General features: G+C 65.9%; 19 protein-coding genes. 18 read left to right on the top strand and 1 reads right to left on the bottom strand.

Features of this window, described 5'->3' with window-relative positions:
• The first annotated feature begins 127 nt into the window (after positions 1-127).
• From ribD to hisF, 8 genes are all read left to right on the top strand, one after another.
• Positions 128-1,195: a bifunctional diaminohydroxyphosphoribosylaminopyrimidine deaminase/5-amino-6-(5-phosphoribosylamino)uracil reductase RibD gene (gene ribD / locus QFZ30_RS11635; RefSeq protein WP_307080213.1), complete on the top strand. Its 1,068-nt coding sequence runs from the start codon at positions 128-130 to the stop codon at positions 1,193-1,195.
• Positions 1,195-1,905, top strand: a complete 711-nt coding sequence (locus tag QFZ30_RS11630; RefSeq protein WP_307076339.1) for a riboflavin synthase — start codon at positions 1,195-1,197, stop codon at positions 1,903-1,905. The genes ribD and QFZ30_RS11630 overlap by 1 nt, the downstream gene beginning before the upstream one ends.
• Positions 1,902-2,615 carry a 3,4-dihydroxy-2-butanone-4-phosphate synthase gene (ribB, locus tag QFZ30_RS11625; protein ID WP_307076337.1) on the top strand — a complete coding sequence of 238 codons (714 nt, stop codon included), beginning with the start codon at positions 1,902-1,904 and terminating at the stop codon, positions 2,613-2,615. Before QFZ30_RS11630 ends, ribB begins: the two co-directional genes overlap by 4 nt.
• The gene (gene ribA, locus QFZ30_RS11620) at positions 2,612-3,370 is read left to right on the top strand and encodes a GTP cyclohydrolase II (protein ID WP_307076335.1); all 759 of its coding nucleotides are present in this window, start codon (positions 2,612-2,614) and stop codon (positions 3,368-3,370) included. Before ribB ends, ribA begins: the two co-directional genes overlap by 4 nt.
• Positions 3,371-3,388: 18 nt before the next feature.
• Positions 3,389-3,874, top strand: coding sequence for a 6,7-dimethyl-8-ribityllumazine synthase (gene ribH / locus QFZ30_RS11615; RefSeq protein WP_307076333.1), 486 nt, complete (start codon positions 3,389-3,391; stop codon positions 3,872-3,874).
• Between the two features lie 95 nt (positions 3,875-3,969).
• The gene (locus QFZ30_RS11610) at positions 3,970-4,233 is read left to right on the top strand and encodes a phosphoribosyl-ATP diphosphatase (protein WP_028270786.1); all 264 of its coding nucleotides are present in this window, start codon (positions 3,970-3,972) and stop codon (positions 4,231-4,233) included.
• Between the two features lie 93 nt (positions 4,234-4,326).
• Complete coding sequence (hisG, locus tag QFZ30_RS11605) at positions 4,327-5,187, top strand: ATP phosphoribosyltransferase (RefSeq protein ID WP_307076331.1); 861 nt, start codon at positions 4,327-4,329, stop codon at positions 5,185-5,187.
• Between the two features lie 72 nt (positions 5,188-5,259).
• Positions 5,260-6,036, top strand: coding sequence for an imidazole glycerol phosphate synthase subunit HisF (gene hisF / locus QFZ30_RS11600; RefSeq protein ID WP_307076329.1), 777 nt, complete (start codon positions 5,260-5,262; stop codon positions 6,034-6,036).
• A 120-nt stretch (positions 6,037-6,156) separates the two neighbouring features.
• Here the strand turns inward: hisF and QFZ30_RS11595 are convergent, their stop codons facing one another.
• Positions 6,157-6,801 (bottom strand): TIGR03085 family metal-binding protein, encoded by a 645-nt coding sequence (locus QFZ30_RS11595; protein WP_307080211.1) that lies wholly within the window; start codon positions 6,799-6,801, stop codon positions 6,157-6,159.
• A 112-nt stretch (positions 6,802-6,913) separates the two neighbouring features.
• Here QFZ30_RS11595 and hisI point away from each other — a divergent pair, with 112 nt between their 5' ends.
• From hisI to QFZ30_RS11545, 10 genes are all read left to right on the top strand, one after another.
• Entirely contained in the window at positions 6,914-7,366 is a 453-nt protein-coding gene (gene hisI, locus QFZ30_RS11590) for a phosphoribosyl-AMP cyclohydrolase (protein WP_307076327.1), read from the top strand.
• Between the two features lie 132 nt (positions 7,367-7,498).
• Entirely contained in the window at positions 7,499-9,064 is a 1,566-nt protein-coding gene (locus QFZ30_RS11585; RefSeq protein WP_307076325.1) for an anthranilate synthase component I, read from the top strand.
• Positions 9,064-9,705: a Trp biosynthesis-associated membrane protein gene (locus QFZ30_RS11580; protein ID WP_307076323.1), complete on the top strand. Its 642-nt coding sequence runs from the start codon at positions 9,064-9,066 to the stop codon at positions 9,703-9,705. Before QFZ30_RS11585 ends, QFZ30_RS11580 begins: the two co-directional genes overlap by 1 nt.
• 111 nt (positions 9,706-9,816) lie before the next feature.
• Positions 9,817-10,104 carry an HGxxPAAW family protein gene (locus QFZ30_RS11575; protein WP_307076321.1) on the top strand — a complete coding sequence of 96 codons (288 nt, stop codon included), beginning with the start codon at positions 9,817-9,819 and terminating at the stop codon, positions 10,102-10,104.
• The gene (gene trpC, locus QFZ30_RS11570) at positions 10,104-10,925 is read left to right on the top strand and encodes an indole-3-glycerol phosphate synthase TrpC (RefSeq protein ID WP_307076319.1); all 822 of its coding nucleotides are present in this window, start codon (positions 10,104-10,106) and stop codon (positions 10,923-10,925) included. Before QFZ30_RS11575 ends, trpC begins: the two co-directional genes overlap by 1 nt.
• Positions 10,926-11,009: 84 nt before the next feature.
• Positions 11,010-12,347, top strand: coding sequence for a tryptophan synthase subunit beta (gene trpB / locus QFZ30_RS11565; protein ID WP_307076316.1), 1,338 nt, complete (start codon positions 11,010-11,012; stop codon positions 12,345-12,347).
• 11 nt (positions 12,348-12,358) lie between these two features.
• Positions 12,359-13,153, top strand: a complete 795-nt coding sequence (trpA, locus tag QFZ30_RS11560; protein WP_307080209.1) for a tryptophan synthase subunit alpha — start codon at positions 12,359-12,361, stop codon at positions 13,151-13,153.
• A 4-nt stretch (positions 13,154-13,157) separates the two neighbouring features.
• Positions 13,158-14,300 (top strand): prolipoprotein diacylglyceryl transferase, encoded by a 1,143-nt coding sequence (lgt, locus tag QFZ30_RS11555; protein ID WP_307076313.1) that lies wholly within the window; start codon positions 13,158-13,160, stop codon positions 14,298-14,300.
• Positions 14,301-14,563: 263 nt separating this feature from the next.
• Positions 14,564-19,180 carry a glutamate synthase large subunit gene (gltB, locus tag QFZ30_RS11550; RefSeq protein WP_307076312.1) on the top strand — a complete coding sequence of 1,539 codons (4,617 nt, stop codon included), beginning with the start codon at positions 14,564-14,566 and terminating at the stop codon, positions 19,178-19,180.
• A complete protein-coding gene (locus QFZ30_RS11545; RefSeq protein ID WP_307076310.1) occupies positions 19,173-20,630 on the top strand; it encodes a glutamate synthase subunit beta in 1,458 nt (485 codons plus the stop codon). The genes gltB and QFZ30_RS11545 overlap by 8 nt, the downstream gene beginning before the upstream one ends.
• Positions 20,631-20,711 lie beyond the last annotated feature (81 nt).

Here is a 20,711-nt window from a genome sequence, read left to right as displayed (position 1 = left end):
CCACCCCGTGACGGCAGCATCCGGGCAGCGGGCCATGAACCTGCCTGTCGCCGAATTTCAGCCAACAGCCGAGAATCAGCCAGCCACCGGGATTGTGACCGCTTTCAGCGCAACCGAGACCGCCGCCATGGACGCGGCGCTCGAAGCAGCCCTGCGGGGGCCGCGCGGAGCGAACCCGCTGGTGGGCGCCGTCGTCGTTGATGCCAACGGCCGGCAGCTGGTGACCGGGTTCCACCGCGGCGCTGGCACCGCACATGCGGAGGCGGATGCGATCGCCCAGGCGGCTGCCGCCGGGATTGACCTCCGCGGTTCCACCATGGTGGTCACGCTGGAACCCTGCAACCATTGCGGCCGTACGGGCCCCTGCGCCCAAGCGATCATCAGTGCGGGCATCACTGACGTCATCTACGCCGTCGATGATCCGCACGATCCTGCGGCCGGCGGGGCGGCCACCCTTCGGGGAGCCGGTATCAGGGTACGGAGCGGGCTGGCCGCCGGCGAGGCCCTGGAGCTGAACCGCCACTGGTTCCAGGCGGTCGCGGCGAAGCGCCCGTTCGTCACCCTGCACATCGCCCAGACGCTGGACAGCCGCATCGCGGCGGAGGACGGGACCAGCCAATGGATTTCCTGCCCCGAATCGCTCGCCGACAACCACGGGCTGAGGGGCCGGATCGACGCCATCCTGGTGGGCACCCAGACCGTGCTGGTGGACAACCCGAGGCTGACCGCCCGCGATGCATCCGGAACCCCGGCAGGACACCAGCCGCTGCGGGCGGTGATGGGACTGCGGGACATTCCGGCGGACGCCGCCGTGCGGGGGGAAGACGGCCGGGTGCTCCATCTGCCCACGCGTGATCCCCGGGAAGCGCTCTCGCAGCTCTACACGGCCGGAATCCGGCACCTTATGGTGGAAGGCGGTTCCCGGATCCTCAGTGCTTTCCTGACGGCGGGACTCGTTGACGAGCTCATTGTGTATCTGGCTCCTACCTTGCTTGGTTCCGGAACACCTGCCCTGAACGGACTGGGAATCAGCACCCTCGCGGAGGCCCAGCAATGGGAATGGGACCAGGCCGACGGCGGGTCGGTACGGTCCCTGGGCCGTGACCTGAGGCTGCACCTGCGTCCGCAACACACTGAATCTTTGGAACCACAACCCCTCCGCGCCGGCGCGGAACCAGCCATGGGAGGCTACTGATGTTTACCGGAATTATTGCCGAGCAGGGACGGGTCCTGTCCGTTGAGAGGGACGGCGACACCAGCGCCACTGTCAGGCTGCACGCGCCAGGCACCACCGAGGGCCTGGCGCTGGGAGGGTCCATCGCCGTGAACGGCGTTTGCCTGACAGCCACAGAGATTGACGGCAAGGACTTCAGTGTCGATGTCATGGGTGAAACCCTGGTCCGCAGCACCATCGGTGAACTTGCCGCCGGCGATTCCGTCAACCTTGAGCGTTGCGTGCCGGCAGGTGGACGGCTGGACGGGCACGTGGTCCAGGGACACGTCGACGGCGTGGGCCGGCTCCTGGAGCGCGAAGCACTGGGCAACTGGGAACGGCTCCGCTTCGGAGTGCCGGACAACCTTGCCCGCTACATCGCCGAAAAGGGCTCCATAGCGATCGACGGCGTCTCGCTCACCGTGACTGCGGTCAGCCCGGCGTCGGACCCGGAGCCGTGGTTTGAAGTGGGGCTGATCCCCACAACCCTGGCTGAGACCGGCCTGGGCGCGAAATCGGCCGGCAGCAAGGTCAACCTCGAAGTGGATGTGCTCGCCAAATACACCGAACGCCTCCTCGCCTTCAGCACGGGTTCCGGCAGGGTGGCTTCCGGAAACGTGGCTTCCGGAAGCCCGGCTTCCGGCAGCGGCGACGGAGCCGGCACCGCCGCTGCCGCCGGGGCAGCACGATGAACGGCACGGCCCGGCTGGTGCCGGCGCTGGCCGATGCCCTAAGGCTTGATCCCATCGAAGACGCGGTCCGTGCCATGGCGGCGGGCAGGCCCGTGCTGGTGGTGGACAACGAGGACCGCGAAAACGAAGGCGACATCATCTTCGCAGCGCAGCATGCCACTCCGGCCCTGATGGGCTGGACCATCAGGTACTCCTCCGGCGTCATCTGCGTCCCGCTTTCCGGCGACCGCGCTGACGGCTTGGCGCTGCCGCCCATGGTGGCCGTCAACGAGGACGCCAAAGGCACGGCGTACACCGTCTCCTGCGATGCCGCCGTAGGGGTGAGCACCGGTATCTCTGCAACGGACCGGGCCTTGACCGCCCGCGTCCTGGCTGATCCGGGCGCGGGACCGGCGTCCGTGACGCGGCCCGGGCATATTTTTCCGCTCCGGGCCGTTAAGGGGGGAGTGCGTGAGCGCCCCGGCCACACCGAGGCCGCTGTGGACCTGTGCCGGCTGGCCGGCCTTGAACCCGTGGGCGTGATCGCCGAGGTTGTGTATGACGACGGTGAGATGATGCGGTTGGACGGGCTGCGGACTTTCGCCGCCGAACACGGTTGCCCCCTGATCTCGATCGAGGATCTGGTGGCCTACCTGGAAGCAGGGGCTGCGGCCACCGCGGAGAATGACACCCGGGCATTACGCCTGGGTGGAGAAGAGGAGAAACGATGACGTCAACCAGGGGTGCTGACGACAGTCACCAGAGCAGCTACAACCACGGGCCGTCCGGCAATGGCCATCACCATGGACAGGCCGGAAATGGCAAGGTCCCGCATCCCGTGAGCGGCGGTCCCATTGTCCAGCTGCCCACAGCGTTTGGTGATTTTGTGGCGCAGGCATGGACAGATCTGGTTACCGGCGCCGAGCACTTAGCCGTGAGCTCGCCCAACCCGCCCAAGGACGGCAAAGCCCCGCTGGTCCGGTTGCACTCGGAGTGCCTTACCGGCGATATCTTCGGCTCCTACCGCTGCGACTGCGGTGAACAGCTGGCCTACGCCCTGGAGATGATCCAGGAGTACGGCGGAACGCTGCTGTACCTGCGCGGGCAGGAGGGGCGGGGGATCGGACTGGCCAACAAGATCAAGGCCTACGCCCTCCAGGAGGCCGGCTTCGATACCGTTGAGGCCAACGAGCAGCTGGGGCTGCCGGTGGATGCCCGCTGCTACAACGCAGCCGCCCAGGTCCTCGCCGAGATGGGCCTGCATGAGGTCCGGCTGTTGAGCAACAACCCGGATAAGCAGAACAGGCTCGCGAAGGCCGGCGTGAAGGTGGTGGAGATGGTCCCCACTGAAGTGCCCTCCCGCGACCAGAACATCCGCTACCTGCAGACCAAAAAGGACCGCATGGAGCACCGGCTGACGCTGGACACCCACATCGCAACGGTGCCCGCCACCGGGGCTGACACCTTCGACTACCAACAAGACTGAACGGACCACGGATTACGCATGAGCGGACACGGCGCACCAGATATCGACCTCACCACCCTCAACCCGGCGGAAACGTCGCAACTCCGGCTGGCCATTGTGGCAGCCAGCTGGCACACCCAGATCATGGACGGCCTCCTGGACGGCGCCCTGCGGGCCGCCAAGGACGCCGGGATCAGCGAACCGACCGTCCTGCGCGTGCCCGGCAGCTTTGAGCTGCCGGTCGCTGCCGCGCGGCTGGCACCGCACTTCGACGCAGTGGTGGCCCTCGGCGTCGTGATCCGCGGTGGCACGCCGCACTTTGAGTATGTCTGCCAGGCCGCGACGTCGGGACTCACCGACGTGAGCGTGTCCACCGGAGTGCCGGTGGGCTTCGGCGTCCTGACCTGCGACACCGAGCAGCAGGGCCTGGACCGCGCCGGGCTGCCCGGATCCAGCGAGGACAAGGGCCATGAGGCCGTCACCGCGGCGCTGGCCACGGCAGTTGTGCTCAAGCAGTACCGCTAGCGAAATACGGGCGCGGTGTGTGTTCGCTCACACCGCGCCCGTCATGCAACGGGCGGACAGGCGCCCTCCGGCCCGCAGCAAGTAGGCTGGAGGGCGTGAAGAATTTCGAGACGCTGTTCGCTGAACTGAGTGAGAAGGCAGCCACCCGACCGGCAGGCTCCCGCACCGTCGCTGAATTGGAGTCCGGAGTCCATGGCATCGGCAAGAAAGTCGTGGAGGAAGCCGCCGAAGTATGGATGGCCGCGGAGTATGAATCCGACGAGGCAGCGGCCGAAGAGATCTCCCAGCTGCTCTACCACCTGCAGGTCCTGATGCTCGCCAAAGGCCTGACCCTGGAAGACGTCTACAAGCATCTGTAGCCACTGTGGCACGCACGCGGACGTCAGCTTCCGCCCGTGCCTTGCGTGGCCCGATTGCCTGACCAACAGACCTCCCAACCAAGAAAGACCCCCATGCTGCGAGTAGCCGTACCAAATAAAGGCTCCCTGTCCGAAGCCGCCTCCGAGATGCTGTCCGAAGCCGGCTACCGCCAGCGCCGGGACACCCGCGAGCTGGTCATGGTGGACCCCGATAATGACATCGAGTTCTTCTTCCTCCGCCCCCGCGACATCGCCGTCTACGTCGGCCAGGGAACGCTCGACGTCGGCATTACCGGCCGCGACCTCCTGCTGGACGCCGAAGTCGAGGCGGAGGAACTGCTGCCGCTGGGCTTCGCAGCTTCAACCTTCCGTTTCGCCGGACCGGTGGGCGATTTCTCCAAAGTCGAAGAACTGGAAGGCAAGCGCCTGGCCACCAGCTACGACGGCCTGCTCCGCGGCTACCTTGCCGGGCGCGGGATCCACGCCAAAGTGGTCCGCCTTGACGGCGCCGTCGAATCTTCCGTTCGCCTCGGCGTCGCGGACGCGATTGCCGACGTCGTGGAGACAGGCAGCACGCTCAAGGCCGCCGGGATGGAAATCTTCGGCGATCCCATTCTCAAGTCGGAAGCTGTCCTGATCCGGCGTACCGGGAAGGGCGGTGCTGCGAACGGCACGGTCAAAGAGATCGACGTGCTCATCCGCCGCCTGCAGGGCGTCCTGGTGGCACGCCAGTATGTCCTCATGGACTACGACATCCGCAAGGAGCTGGTGGAGCAGGCCGCCGCCCTGACTCCCGGCCTGGAATCACCCACCGTGTCGCCGCTGCGGGACTCCGACTGGGTGGCTGTCCGGTCCATGGTTCCCAAGAAGGAAACCAACCGGATCATGGACGAGCTCTACGACCTCGGTGCCCGCGCCATCCTGGTCAGCAGCATCCACGCCTGCCGCATCTGAGCAGCGCCGCCGATCAGGCCTGCCCCGTTAAGGCCGGGCAGCAGAATCCACCAGAGAATTCCAGGAGCACCCATGGCTGTAGCCGTACGCGTCATTCCCTGCCTCGATGTCGACGCCGGCCGGGTCGTTAAGGGCGTCAACTTCGAAGGCCTCCGCGACGCCGGGGACCCGGTGGAACTGGCGCACCGTTATGACAACGCCGGGGCCGACGAACTGACCTTCCTGGACGTCACAGCGTCGTCAGGCAACCGCGAAACCACTTTCGACGTCGTCCGCCGCACCGCCGAGGAAGTCTTCATCCCCCTGACGGTGGGCGGCGGGGTCCGCGGGGTGGCCGAGGTGGATAAGCTCCTCCGCTTCGGCGCGGACAAGGCCTCGATCAACACTGCCGCGGTTGCCCGGCCGGACGTCATCGATGAAATCACCCGGCACTTCGGCTCACAGGTGCTTGTCCTGTCCGTGGACGCCCGCCGCACCCGGGCGGGATCCGTCCCCACGCCGTCGGGCTTTGAGGTCACCACCCACGGCGGCCGCACCGGCACGGGCATCGACGCGATTGCCTGGGCCACGGAGGCGGCAGACCGTGGCGTGGGCGAGATCCTCCTGAACTCCATCGACGCCGACGGCACCAAGGACGGCTTTGACCTGGAGCTCATCCGGCTGGTCCGCGCCGCTGTGAAGGTCCCCATCATCGCGTCAGGCGGGGCGGGGGAGCCGGCGCACTTTCCGCCGGCAGTTGCCGCCGGCGCAGACGCGGTGCTCGCCGCTTCGATCTTCCACTGGGGCCCGGACGACATGATGTCCCAGGTCAAGCAGGCCATCCGGGACGCAGGCTTCGAAGTCCGCTGATCCGGACGCTGGGCCCACGCCGCAGGTTCCTCGGCCGTGGAGCCGCTCCGGGAGTCCCCAGCCCGAGCTTGCGAGGGCAGGGAGCCGGTGCGGACTTGCCAGGTGAGGGTGCGGGTGGGACTAGAGGCCGACTTCGGCTGACTGGAGAAGCGCGACGGCGTCCGGCTGGCCTTCGAACGTGACCAGGGCATGGCGGGTCCGGCCGTGGGCGTGCATCAGCAGCTCACCCGGCTCGCCGACGATCGCCACCGAGACCGGTGCGCGTTTGGCGACGTGCCGCGGGCCGGAGGGACGCACCAGGACGATGCCAAGATCCACTCCCCGGTACAGGATGGCGGCACGCTTGATGAGCTCGTCCCAGAGGGCATCCGAGTACGCCTCGTCGAGTGCCCGGGGCGCCCAGCGGTCCACCGCCCGGCGGATGTCCTCGGTGTGGACGAAGTATTCGATCAGGTTGGAGCTCTCGTCCAGGGCCTTGATGTTCATGGGTGACAGCGCTGGGGGGCCGCCGCGGAACGTGTTGACCAGGCCGGTGTAGTCCTCAGCCGTTTTCAGCTTCGCAGCGAGCTTGGCCGTGGCCTTGTCCGAGGCCTTGGACAGGCTCTTGATAATCAGGCCCAATCCCACTGCCGCCTTGCGCTCGCGCAGGTAAAGGTGCGCGGCAAGGTCCCTGGTGCGCCACCCTCTGCAGAGCGTGGGGGCATCAGGGCCGGCCGCCAACAGGGTTTCGGCCAGGACTTCTCGGGACGGTTCGACGAAATGCATCACTTGTGAAACTAGCATGACACCGGGGGAGTTGGGCAGCGGAACCGCCGCCGAAACCGTGCCCTTGTTCACACTCCATCAGGCGCCATGCAGAGGCACTAGACTTGGTCTGATGTCTGAGCAGCCCGCCCCCGCCCCAGCCCCCGGTTCCGCCGCGCCCGTAAGCGCTCCGGCAACGCCGTCAGCAAGCCCGCTCGCTAGCCCGCTTCCCGAGAGTGTCGCCGCCGCGCTGAAGCGGGACAACGCCGGACTGGTGGCCGCAGTGGTGCAGCAGTTCGACACGAACGAAGTGTTGATGCTCGGCTGGATGGATGACGAAGCCTTGCACAGGACGATGACCACCGGGCGAGTCACGTTCTACTCCCGCTCCCGTCAGGAGTATTGGCGCAAGGGGGACACCTCCGGCCACGTCCAGTGGGTCAAGTCCGTGGCGATGGACTGCGACGGCGACGCCCTCCTGGTGCGTGTCGACCAGATAGGTGCAGCGTGCCACACCGGCACCCGCACCTGCTTCGAGGGCAGGGGCCTGGAAGTGGCCACCGTCAGCGCCGGCGAGGCCGGCTGACGCGGGCCGGAAGTCAAAGCAGGGCCGACGTCGGGTCGGGACCCTGCACTTAGGGCATTCACATCATTGGCAGCACACGACGGGCGCCCAACAAGATTGGCGCCACACCAGAACAGGCGGAGAAGCATAGCCATGCAGGACCTTGGAATCATCAGCCCGGGCCTCGAGGAGTTCCGTGAACTCGCCGGCAGCAGCCGTGTCATCCCCGTCCGGCTCAAGGTATTGGCGGACGCGGAAACACCCATCGGCCTCTACCGGAAGCTGGCGCAGGGCCAACCCGGAACTTTCCTGATGGAGTCCGCGGCCGTGGGCGGGACCTGGTCCCGCTATTCCTTTATCGGTGCCAAATCCCGGGCCACGCTCACCACCAAGGACGGCAACGCCCACTGGCTGGGACAGCCGCCCGTGGGTGTCCCCGTCGACGGCAGCCCGGTTGATGCCATCCGGGACACCATCGAAGCGCTCCGCACGGACAGGTTTGACGGGCTGCCGCCGTTTACGTCGGGCCTGGTGGGTTTCCTTGGCTGGGAAACCGTCCGGCACTGGGAACGGCTGACCAGCCCGCCCGAGGATGACCTCCAGTTGCCGGAAATGGCCCTGAACCTGGTCACGGACATGGCTGTGCACGACAACGTCGACGGCACCGTGCTGTTGATCGCAAACGCCATCAACTTCGATGACAGTTCGGACCGCGTGGACGAGGCCTGGCATGACGCCGTGGCACGGGTCAAGGCCCTGCTCACCCGGATCAGCACCCCGGTGGCACAGCCCGTATCCGTCCTTGAGCCTGCTGCCCTGGACTTCGCTTCCAGCGTTCAGGAACGCTGGGATGAGCCTGCCTACCTTGCCGCACTGGACCGTGGCAAGGAAGCGATTGTTGACGGCGAAGTGTTCCAGGTGGTGATCTCGCGGCGCTTCGAAATGGAGTGCGGTGCCTCGCCCCTTGACGTCTACCGCGTCCTCCGCAACACCAACCCCAGCCCGTACATGTACATCTTCAGCCTTGAAGACGCCGACGGCCGGGAGTACTCCATCGTCGGTTCGTCCCCCGAAGCCTTGGTGACCGTCACGGGTGAGGAAGTCATCACGCACCCCATTGCCGGTTCGCGGCCCCGGGGAAAGACCGTGGAGGGAGACAAGGCCATGGCCGAGGAACTCCTGGCCGACCAGAAGGAACGCGCCGAGCACCTGATGCTGGTGGACCTTTCCCGGAACGATCTCTCCAAGGTCTGCGTGGCCGGAACAGTGGACGTCACGCAGTTCATGGAGGTGGAGCGCTTCAGCCACATCATGCACCTCGTGTCCACCGTCGTGGGCAGGCTCTCCCCGAAGGCCAAGGCCTACGACGTGCTGAAGGCCACCTTCCCCGCAGGAACCCTCTCCGGCGCGCCGAAGCCGCGAGCCCTCCGCCTCCTGGACGAGCTCGAGCCGCACCGCCGCGGCATCTACGGCGGCGTGGTGGGCTACCTGGACTTCGCGGGGGACATGGACATGGCCATCGCCATCCGCTCGGCGCTGCTGCGCGAAGGACGCGCCTACGTGCAGGCCGGCGGCGGCATCGTGGCTGATTCCGTGAACCCCACCGAAGCCCTGGAAACCGTGAACAAGGCGGCTGCTCCGCTCCGGGCCGTCCACACTGCCGGATCGCTCCACAACATTTCGGCCGAGTCCATTCCCGACGCCGGGACCGGGAACTGATGAGCAACGGCACTACCGTCAAGAGCAGCAGCCCGTCTGTTCCGCGCTGGGCCCGGAAGTCCACCCTGGTGCTGCTGGTCGCCGTACTGGCCCTCGCCGTATTCGGCACCACCACGCAGACCTGGATGACGGTCAGCCTCGATCCGGACCAGCTGGGCCAGGCAGCCAGTGAACAGAACGTCCTTCAGGTCCAGGGCAGCAAGGCCGCCACCACCGTGACTGCCCTGGCGCTGGTGGCGCTGGCCGGGGGACTGGCCGCATCCATCGCGGGACGGATCGCGCGGTGGATCGCCAGCGCCATCATCCTCCTGGCATCCGCGGGCATCGTCGCGGCGGCCGCAACAGTGCTGGCCGACCCCCTGGCCGCCGCGCAAGGCTCCATCGCCGCAGCCACCGGCATCACCGGAGGCAGCGCCCAGGTGGAGGTGACCGCCTTGCCTGCCTTCGCCGTCGTGGCCGGTATCCTGCTGGCACTCAGCGCCCTGCTGATTATCCCCGCGGGACGATACTGGAAGTCCCGGACCAAATATGACACAGCCAAAAATGACGCCGCTGTCCCGGGCGGCTCAGCGGCAGCAGCAGGACCGGTAGACGAGATCGACAGCTGGGACCGGCTTTCCCGCGGTGACGACCCCACCTGAGCCCGTACCTGATCACGTACCTTGTCAAAGGAGCGGCCGCGGCCTGCCGATAAGGAGGTCACGGCCAAAAAATGGCAGAATGTAAGCAGTATTCATCCTGAGGAGATTCACATGAGCAAAGCACCTGCGTCCGTTTCCAAGTCAGGCACACGGACTGTTGCCCCCGGCGCCGTTGACCACAGCCAGGAATTGGGCCACGGCAACAGCCCGGCAGCCTGGACCTGCGTGATCGTGATGCTGGTCGGCGCGCTCATTGCGTCCATCGCCTTTGTGATTGCCAGCACGCCGATCTTCATCGCCGGGGCAGTGGTCATGGTCCTGGGCCTGATCGCCGGCTACATCATGCGCAAGGCAGGCTACGGTGTCGAAGGCAGCAAGCTGAAGAACTCCGGCCACTGATGGCGACTGTTCTCGATGACATCAATGCCGGTGTCAGGGAGGATATGGAGGCCAGGAAGCGCCTCGTTTCGATCGCGGAACTGAAGGACCTGGCGATGGCCGCGGCCTCCGCCCGCGATGCCTGGGCGGCGCTCGGCGGCCCTTCGGCCCACCGGGACCAGCTTAAGGTCATCGCGGAAATCAAGCGTCGCAGCCCGTCCAAGGGAGATCTGGCCACCATCGTGGATCCGGCCTCCCTCGCGGAACAGTACGCCGACGGCGGTGCCGCTGTCATCAGCGTCCTCACCGAGCAGCGGCGCTTCAACGGGTCGCTGGCGGATCTGGACGCCGTCCGTGCCCGCGTTGACGTTCCCCTGCTCCGTAAGGACTTCACGCTTGATGAGTACCAGATCTGGGAGGCCCGCGCCCACGGTGCTGACCTGATCCTGCTCATCGTGGCCGCACTCACCGACTCCCAGCTTCAGGAATTCAGCGCGCTCAGCCATGAACTCGGCATGAACGTGCTGGTTGAGGCGCACACCGAAGAGGAAATCGAACGCGCGGTAGCCGCGAAAGCGCGGATTGTCGGCGTGAACGTGCGCAACCTGAAAACGCTCGACGTCGACCGCTCCGTTTTCGCCTCCCTTGCGGGGATGATTCCGCCCGAGGCACTGATCGTCGCCGAGTCCGGCGTGCGCGGCGTGGACGATGTGACGCACTACGCGGCCAGCGGCGCCAACGCCATCCTGGTGGGCGAGGCACTGGTGAGCGACTCCACCCCGCGCGAGCGGATCGCTGAGTTCACAGCGGCTGGTGCTGCCGCCATCGCTGCACGGATCTAATGACCCGAGCGTCCAGCCGCCGTCGTGAGCGCCTGGGCGCCGCCCGATATTTCTTATGAACAGTGGAACAGGATGGTGAGACCGATGGTCGACGCGCCAACAGCCGGCTCTGACGAGGGCACCGCGGACGCATTTCTTCAAGGAGACCGGTCCCTTCGCCACGCGCCGGGCCCGTATTTCGGCTCCTACGGCGGGCGCTGGATGCCCGAATCCCTCATCGCAGCCCTCGATGAGCTCGAAGACACTTTTGAAAAGGCCAAGGCTGACCCGGAATTCATCGCCCAGGTAGCGGACCTGAACAAGAACTACTCGGGCCGGCCGTCCCTGCTCACCGAGGCAAAGCGGTTCTCCGAGCATGCCGGCGGAGTGCGCATCTTCCTCAAGCGCGAAGACCTCAACCACACCGGCTCCCACAAGATCAACAATGTGCTGGGCCAGGCCTTGCTGGCCAAGCGCATGGGCAAGACCCGCATCATTGCCGAGACTGGTGCTGGCCAGCACGGCGTCGCCAGCGCAACGGCCGCCGCGCTGCTGGGCCTCGAGTGCGTGGTGTACATGGGCGCCGAGGATTGCCGCCGCCAGGCCCTGAACGTGGCCCGAATGGAACTCCTGGGCGCCAAGGTGATCCCGGTGACCAGCGGTTCCCAGACTCTCAAGGACGCCATCAACGAAGCCCTGCGTGACTGGGTGGCGAACGTTGACCATACTCACTACCTGCTGGGCACCGCCGCGGGAGCCCACCCGTTCCCGGCCTTGGTCCGCTATTTCCACGAAGTCATTGGTGAGGAGGCCCGCGCCCAGATTTTGGAACAGACCGGCCGCCTTCCCGACGCCGTCTGCGCCTGCATCGGCGGAGGCTCAAACGCCATCGGCATCTTCCACGGCTTCCTGGATGATCCGTCCGTGAAGATCTACGGCTTTGAGGCTGGCGGCGACGGCGTGGACACCGGCCGCCACGCGGCCACCATCACCCTGGGTAAGCCTGGCGTGCTCCACGGCGCGCGTTCCTACCTCATGCAGGATGATGACGGCCAGACCATTGAGTCCCATTCCATCTCGGCAGGCCTGGACTACCCGGGCGTCGGCCCGGAACATTCCTACCTCGCGGACATCGGGCGCGTCAGCTATGAGCCCATCACGGACAGCGAAGCCATGGAAGCCTTCCGGCTCCTGTGCCGTACAGAAGGCATCATTCCCGCCATCGAATCGGCCCATGCCCTTGCCGGCGCCATCAAGGTGGGCCGGCGCCTCGCCGCAGAAGCCGGCGCCGCAGGGGCCGCAGGCAACGCGGCAGACATGGTGGTACTGGTGAACCTGTCCGGCCGCGGGGACAAGGACGTGGCAACAGCCGCGGAATGGTTCGACCTGCTGGACAAGGATTCCGTAGAAGCCGAGATCGGCAAAGAGGGAGAACAGCTGTGAGCACCGCACAGATGACCAGCAAATCGGCAGCTGCCATTGACAAGGCACGTGCGGAAGGCCGGTCCGCCCTTATCGGCTACCTGCCCGCCGGCTACCCCAGCGTCGAGCAGACCATTGCAGCCGGAATCGCCCTGGCCGAAAACGGTGCGGACCTCATTGAGGTCGGCATCCCGTATTCGGACCCCGTGATGGACGGCCAGGTCATCCAGGCCGCAACCACCGAGGCTCTCGCCAACGGCTTCCACGTCCGCCAGGTTTTCGACGTCGTCGCCGGCATCACCAGCAAGACCGATGCCGCCGTCCTGGTCATGACCTACTGGAACCCCGTGCTCCGGATGGGTGTCGACGAGTTTTCCCGCCGCCTTGCCGAGGCCGGGGGAGCCGGGCTCATCACGCCGGACCTCATCCCCGACGAGGCGGCCGAATGGATGGCCGCCTCCGACAAATACGGGCTGGACCGGGTCTTCCTCGTGGCGCCTTCATCCACCCCTGAGCGCATGAAACGCACCGTCGACGCGAGCCGCGGCTTCGTTTACGCCGTGTCCATCATGGGCGTCACTGGTGCACGCGCCTCGGTCAGCAGCGCCGCCAAAAACGTTGTGGCCGCAGCGCACGCTGCCGGTGCCGAGCGGGTGTGCGTCGGGTTGGGCGTTTCCACCGCGGACCAGGTAAGCGAAATTGCCGCGTATGCCGAGGGCGTCATTGTGGGCACGGCGCTCGTTGCCGCCATCCGCGACGGCGGGGTCCCGGCAGTTGCCGACCTCACCAGGGAACTCAGCGCCGGACTCATCAGGGAAGAAGCCTAAGCAGATGCAGACCCTCCTTCACGCAGCCGCCCTGGTCCCCGCCAGTATTCCCAGCCCCGGCTGGTCCGGCTTCGACATCCCGCTGCCGTGGGGTTCGCTGCGGATCCATGCCTATGCCCTGTGCATCCTGGCCGGCATCATCGTGGGCCTCTGGCTCACGTCTGTCCGCTGGGCACGGCGCGGTGCGCCCGAAGGCAGCGTGTGGGACATTGTCATCTGGGCCATTCCGTTCGGCATCATCGGCGGCCGCCTCTACCACGTGGTGTCGTCCCCTGACCAATACTTCGGACCCGGTTTTGACGGAACGGGCGATCTCTGGCTCATCCCGCAGATCCAGCGCGGAGGCCTCGGAATCTGGGGAGCGGTGGTGCTGGGTGTCCTCGGCGCCTGGATCGGTTGCCGGCGTGCCGGCGTCAAACTCACCGCCTTCCTTGATGCTGCCGCACCCGGCCTGCTCCTGGCCCAGGCTGTGGGCCGCTGGGGAAACTACTTCAACCAGGAACTCTTCGGCGGACCCACCACGCTGCCCTGGGGCCTGCAGATCGATGCGGACAACGCCAACTTCCCCGCCGGCATGTCTGCGGACACGCTCTTCCACCCAACCTTCCTGTACGAGTCCCTGTGGAACATTGCAGGTGTGCTGATCCTGCTGGCGCTGGACCGGAGGTTCCATTTCCGGCGCAGCCGGCTGTTCTGGCTCTACGCCATGTATTACACGCTGGGCAGGGTCTGGATCGAAGCCATGCGCATCGATGACGCAGAACAGATCAACCTCTTTGGCATTACTGCCAGGCTGAACGTCTGGACCAGCATCTTCGTGTTCGTGACGGCGTTGGTCTTCTTCATCCTGCTGGGCATGAAGGGCCGGCCGGAGCCTGACAGCCCATACCTGGCGGGCCGGGAACCGGCTGAAGAGGACGAAACAGCTGAGGGAAAGCCGGTCCGGGATGCGGACCCTATTGTCTCAGATAGTGAATCGCGTGATAATCTCCCTGATAACCAAAGCGGTTCCGGCCACCCTTCCACCCCAACGGAAGACGTGCCGGCACCTCCGGCGGGCACAACGTCCGATCCGGAGTCGCCGGTGGCCGGAGTTTCAGGCCACAAAGCCACAGGATCCGCGCCGGAGGCTGGTACCAGCAAGTAAAACGCCAGCACGGCAGGGCAGCAGAGTCACCGCTCGGAGCGCCCACACACCACAGCGTCGTGGCATCAGGGCCCGCACCGGACCAGCATAGAGCTGCTGGCCGGTCAAGCCCGGGTCAGGGGCCTGCGTAACTGTTAGTTCAGCAGGCCGGGCTGGCCTACAATTTCCAGTAATTACACTTCGTTGTGCCCATCACAGAGGCGCTCTGAGTGGGGCCAACGGTGTCCCTTCCATACGCACGATCAGGAGGAAGGACGTCTCCCATGAGCCAAACTCTTCACACTCCCAGCTGGTCCGAACCGGACCAGCCAGTGGCCGCGATGTCGCCGTTCAAGCGCTTCGCGTCCCTGCCGGAGGCCCGTGGGCTGTACAACCCGGAGCAGGAGAAGGACGCCTGCGGTCTGGCGATCATCGCCACCCTCCGGGGGGAGCCCGGCTACGACATCGTGGATGCCGCCCTGACTGCTTTGCGCAACCTGGAGCACCGTGGCGCCGTGGGCGCCGATGAAGGAACCGGCGACGGCGCCGGCCTCCTGATGCAGATTCCAGATGAGTTCTTCCGGGCAGTCACACAGTTCGAACTTCCTGCTCCGGGCCAGTACGTTGCAGGCACCGCTTTCCTCCCGGCCGAGCAGCGCGAAGCCGATGCCGCCAAGGCGGGCATTGAAGGCCTGGCGGCTGACGAGGGCCTGGTTGTCCTCGGCTGGCGCGAAGTGCCCATCGTCGCGGACCTGGTCGGCGCCATGGCGCGGGCATGCATGCCGTACTTCTCCCAGCCGTTCCTTGCCTCAGCCACCGGTGAAGAACTGGACCGGAATGAGCTGGACTCCCGGGCCTGGCGCATCCGCAAGCGTGCGCAGAACAAGTTCGGCGTGTACTTCCCGTCGCTGTCCTCACGCACCATTGTCTACAAGGGCATGCTCACTACTGCCCAGCTGGAGCCGTTCTATCCGGACCTCTCGGACAAGCGGTTCAAGACCAAGCTGGCCATCGTCCACTCACGCTTCTCCACCAACACCTTCCCGTCCTGGCCGCTTGCCCAGCCGTTCCGGACCATTGCCCATAACGGTGAAATCAACACGGTCAAGGGCAACCGCAACTGGATGCGTGCCCGCCAGTCGCAGCTTGCCAACCCGCTGCTGGGCCAGTCCCCGGAAGAGCTCTACCCCATCTGCACTCCCGGTGCCTCAGACTCCGCCTCCTTTGACGAGGTGGCAGAGCTGCTGTGGCTCTCCGGCCGCCCCATCACGCACTCGATCATGATGATGATCCCCGAGGCCTGGGAAAACCACGCCACCATGGATCCGGCCCGGCGTGCCTTTTATGAGTACCACTCGCTGCTGATGGAGCCGTGGGACGGCCCTGCCGCCGTGTCCTTCACCGACGGCAACCTTGTGGGCGCCACCCTGGACCGCAACGGACTCCGGCCGGGACGTTACTGGATCACTGAGGACGGACTGATCGTCTTCGCCTCCGAAGTCGGCGTGATCGACGTCGAAGCCTCCAAGGTGGTCAAAAAGGGCCGCGTTTCTCCCGGCAAGATGTTCCTGGTGGACACCGACGCCGGCCGCATCATCGACGATGAAGAGGTCAAAGCCGAGGTCGCCGCAGCGAACCCCTGGGCCGAATGGGTCAAGGACAACCTGATCGACCTCAACGATCTTCCCGAGCGCGAACACGTGGTCCACACGGCGGCTTCGGTGAACATCCGCCAGCGTACTTTCGGTTACACCACCGAAGAGCTCAGGATCCTGCTGGGCCCGATGGCCCGCACGGGCGCCGAGCCGCTGGGTGCCATGGGCTCGGACACCCCGGTGGCTGTGCTGTCCAAGCGGCCCCGCCTGCTTTTCGACTACTTTGTGCAGTCCTTCGCGCAGGTGACCAACCCGCCGCTTGACGCCATCCGTGAAGAACTGGTCACCTCTCTGATGTGTGCCATCGGACCCAACGGCAACCTGCTGGATACCAAGCAGGTCCGCCAGCCGCAGGTCTCGCTGCCGTTCCCGGTGATCAACAACGACCAGTTGGCCAAGATCGCCAACATCGAGACGCCCGACGGCGACAGGGTGGCCATGAAGGTCCGCGGACTTTACCGCCCCGAAGGCGGCGAGAACGCGCTCCGCGCCCGGCTGACCGAGATCTGCGAGCAGGTCTCCGGCGCCATCAACCGCGGCGTCCAGTACGTCGTGCTCTCGGACCGTGACTCGAACGCACAGTGGGCGCCCATCCCGTCACTGCTGCTGGTCAGTGCAGTGCACCACCACCTGTTGCGCAGCGCCAACCGGACCAAGACCGCCTTGGTGGTCGAGGCCGGTGACGTCCGCGAGACGCACCACGTGGCCGTGCTCATCGGCTACGGAGCCTCCGCGGTGAACCCGTACCTGGCCATGGAATCGGTGGAGCAGCTCATCAGCAGCGGCGATGTCGTCGGCGTCACCCCGCAGGACGGGGTCTACAACTTGATCAAGGGCCTCGGCAAGGGCGTCCTGAAGATCATGTCCAAGATGGGCATCTCCACCGTGGCGTCCTACACCGGCGCGCAGACGTTCGAGGCCCTGGGCCTCGGGCAGGAACTGGTGGATGAATTCTTTGCTGGGACCCACTCGCAGCTTGGCGGCGTTGGCCTGGACGTCATTGCCGCTGAAGTTTCAGCGCGGCACCAGATGGCCTACCCCGAAGGGGGCATCGAGCTGCCTCACAGTCCGCTCATGGGCGGCGGCGAATACCAGTGGCGCCGCGACGGTGAGCCGCACCTCTTCAACCCGGAGACGGTGTTCCGCCTGCAGCATGCGACGCGTGAGCGCCGCTATGACATTTTCAAGTCCTACACCAGGGGCGTGGATGACCAGTCCGAGCACCTGATGACCCTGCGCGGGCTGCTCAAGTTCAAGACCGGCCAGCGTCCCGCGGTTCCGCTTGAGGAAGTGGAGCCCGTCTCCAGCATCGTCAAGCGGTTCTCCACTGGTGCCATGAGCTACGGCTCTATTTCCAAGGAGGCTCACGAGACCCTCGCGATCGCCATGAACCGGCTGGGCGGCAAGTCCAACACCGGTGAAGGCGGCGAGGACGTGGACCGCCTGCTGGATCCGGAACGTCGCTCTGCCGTGAAGCAGATCGCGTCCGGCCGGTTCGGTGTCACCAGCCTGTACCTGAGCAATGCTGACGACATCCAGATCAAGATGGCGCAGGGTGCCAAGCCCGGCGAAGGCGGCCAGCTGATGGCCCAGAAGGTCTACCCCTGGGTAGCCCGGACACGCCACTCGACCCCCGGCGTCGGCCTCATTTCGCCGCCCCCGCACCACGACATCTACTCCATCGAGGACCTGGCGCAGCTCATCTACGATGCGAAGCGCGCCAACCCCTCAGCCCGGGTGCACGTCAAGCTCGTCTCCGAAGTGGGGATCGGCACAGTTGCCGCCGGTGTCACTAAGGCGAAGGCCGACGTCGTACTGGTTTCCGGACACGACGGCGGAACCGGAGCCTCGCCGCTGAACTCACTCAAGCACGCGGGCGTGCCATGGGAGCTGGGGCTCGCAGAGACCCAGCAGACCCTCATGCTCAACGGCCTCCGCGACCGTGTGGTGGTGCAGGTGGACGGCCAGCTCAAGACCGGCCGTGACGTTGTGATTGCAGCACTGCTGGGCGGCGAAGAGTTCGGTTTCGCCACCGCTCCGCTGGTGGTATCCGGCTGCATCATGATGCGCGTCTGCCACCTGGACACGTGCCCCGTGGGCGTCGCGACGCAGAACCCCGAGCTGCGGGCGCGCTTCAACGGCAAGCCCGAGTTTGTGGTGAACTTCTTCGAGTTCCTCGCCGAGGAAGTCCGGGAGATCCTCGCGGAGCTTGGTTTCCGCAGCCTGGAGGAGGCAATCGGCCACGCCGAAATGCTGGACGCCCGCGAGGCGATCAACCATTGGAAGGCCGACGGCCTGGACCTTGATCCGATCCTGCACGGGCTTGAGTTCGATGACGACGCGCCGCTGCGCAACCTCACCTCGCAGAACCACGAGCTGGACAAGCACTTTGACCAGCGCCTGATCACCATGGCCACCGAAGCACTCACCGACCGCAGCCCGGTCAAGATCGCCGTGGACGTCATCAACACGGACCGTTCCGTGGGAACCATGCTGGGCCACGTTGTCACCAAGACGTTCAGCACTGACGTGCTGGCCACTGACACGATCGACATCACGCTGACGGGAACCGCCGGCCAGTCGCTGGGCGCTTTCCTGCCGGCCGGCATCACGCTGCGGCTGTACGGCGACTCCAACGACTACGTGGGCAAGGGCCTTTCCGGCGGACGGATCATTGTCCGGCCGGACCGCACCAACGTGTTCAAGGCGGAAACCAACGTCATCGCCGGTAACGTGATCGGCTACGGCGCCACGAGCGGCGAGATCTTCCTCCGCGGCCAGGTGGGCGAACGCTTCCTGGTCCGCAACTCCGGAGCCACCGCCGTTGTCGAAGGCATCGGCGACCACGGCTGCGAGTACATGACCGGCGGCCAGACGCTCATCATCGGCCGCACGGGACGCAACTTCGGTGCCGGCATGTCCGGCGGCACCGCCTACGTGCTGGATCTGCGGACCACCCGCCTGAACAAGCAGGCTCTGGAATCCGGCGAACTCCAGCTCCTTGAGCTTGACGCCGAAGACCGTGACATTGTCCACGGCCTCCTGGTCAAGCACCACGAGGAGACGGAATCATTGCTGGCCGCGCGGCTGTTGGAGAACTTCGACGACACCGCGGCCCGTATTACCAAAGTGCTGCCGCGCGACTACGCGGCTGTCCTGCAAACCCGGCTCGACGCCATCGAAGAGGGCCTTGACCCCGACGGCGAAGAAGTTTGGTCTCGAATCCTGGAGGTTACCGGTGGCTGATCCACGCGGATTTCTGAAAGTACGCCAGCGTGAAACCCAGCCACGGCGCCCCGTTCCCGTCCGCATCATGGACTGGAAGGAAGTCTACGAGGCCCAGGAAAAAGGTGTCCTGAAAAGCCAGGCCGGCCGCTGCATGGACTGCGGTGTGCCGTTCTGCCACCAGGGCTGCCCGCTGGGCAACCTGATTCCGGAATGGAACGACCTCACCTGGCGGAACAAGGGGGAGGAAGCGATCGAGCGGCTCCACGCCACCAACAACTTCCCCGAGTTCACCGGCCGGCTCTGCCCCGCGCCGTGTGAGGCCTCCTGCGTGCTGGGCATCAACCAGCCCGCCGTCACCATCAAGCAGGTTGAAGTCTCCATCATCGACGAAGCGTTCGAGAACGGCTGGGTCAACCCGCTGCCTCCCGCGCGCCTGACCGGTAAGACCGTTGCCGTCGTCGGCTCCGGTCCGGCAGGACTTGCCGTGGCCCAGCAGCTGACCCGCGTCGGCCACACGGTAGCCGTGTACGAGCGCGACGACAAGATCGGCGGCCTCCTCCGCTACGGCATCCCCGACTTCAAGATGGAAAAAGAGCAGGTGGACCGCCGGGTCGGGCAGATGAAGGCGGAAGGCACCCGTTTCCGCACCGGCGTTGCGGTGGGCACCGACGTGACCTGGGAACAGCTCCGCCGCCGTTACGACGCTGTTGTGGTGTGCACCGGCGCCACTGTTCCGCGCGACCTGCCCATCCCGGGCCGGGACCTTGACGGCGTCCACTTCGCCATGGATTACCTGGTGCCAGCCAACCGCGTGGTGGCGGGGGAGTCCGTGGAGGACCAGATCCATGCCAAGGGCAAGCATGTGATCATCCTCGGCGGCGGAGACACCGGCGCGGACTGCCTCGGCACTGCGCATCGCCATGGAGCAGCCTCGGTGACCACCCTGGCCATCGGCAAGCAGCCTCCTGTGGAACGTGCAGGGCACCAGCCCTGGCCCACGTTCCCCACCCTGTTCGAAGTTGCCAGCGCCCACGAGGAAGGCGGCGAACGCACCTACCTCGCCTCCACCGTGGAGTTTGTCGGCGAAAACGGCAAGCTGACCGGCGTCAAGGTTGCCGAAACGGAGTTCGTTGACGGCAAGCGGCTGCCCAAGGCCGGCACGGAGCGGATCATCCCCGCGGACTTGGTATTCCTGTCCCTGGGCTTCACGGGCGCCGAGCCTGCCGGCATCACCGAACAGGTCAGTGCCGAATTCGACGGTCGCGGAAACGTGTCCCGCGACGGCTACTACATGACGAACACCGAGGGCATCTTCGTGGCCGGCGACGCCGGCCGTGGCCAGTCGCTCATTGTGTGGGCCATCGCCGAGGGTCGCGCCTGCGCTGCCGCGGTGGACAAGTTCCTGATGGGCAGCACCATCCTGCCGGCTCCCGTGGCCCCGACCGATCGGGCAATCGCTGTTCTCTGACGCGGGCGGTTTTCTGCCGTGCGCCGCCCAGAGTTCACCTCCACAACAACTTAACCAATGCAGCAAACTACTAGGGTAGGT

Source organism: Arthrobacter pascens (assembly GCF_030815585.1).
In the GTDB taxonomy this organism is placed as follows: Bacteria; Actinomycetota; Actinomycetes; order Actinomycetales; family Micrococcaceae; genus Arthrobacter; species Arthrobacter pascens_A.
This window is presented reverse-complemented; position numbering and strand designations above follow the sequence as displayed.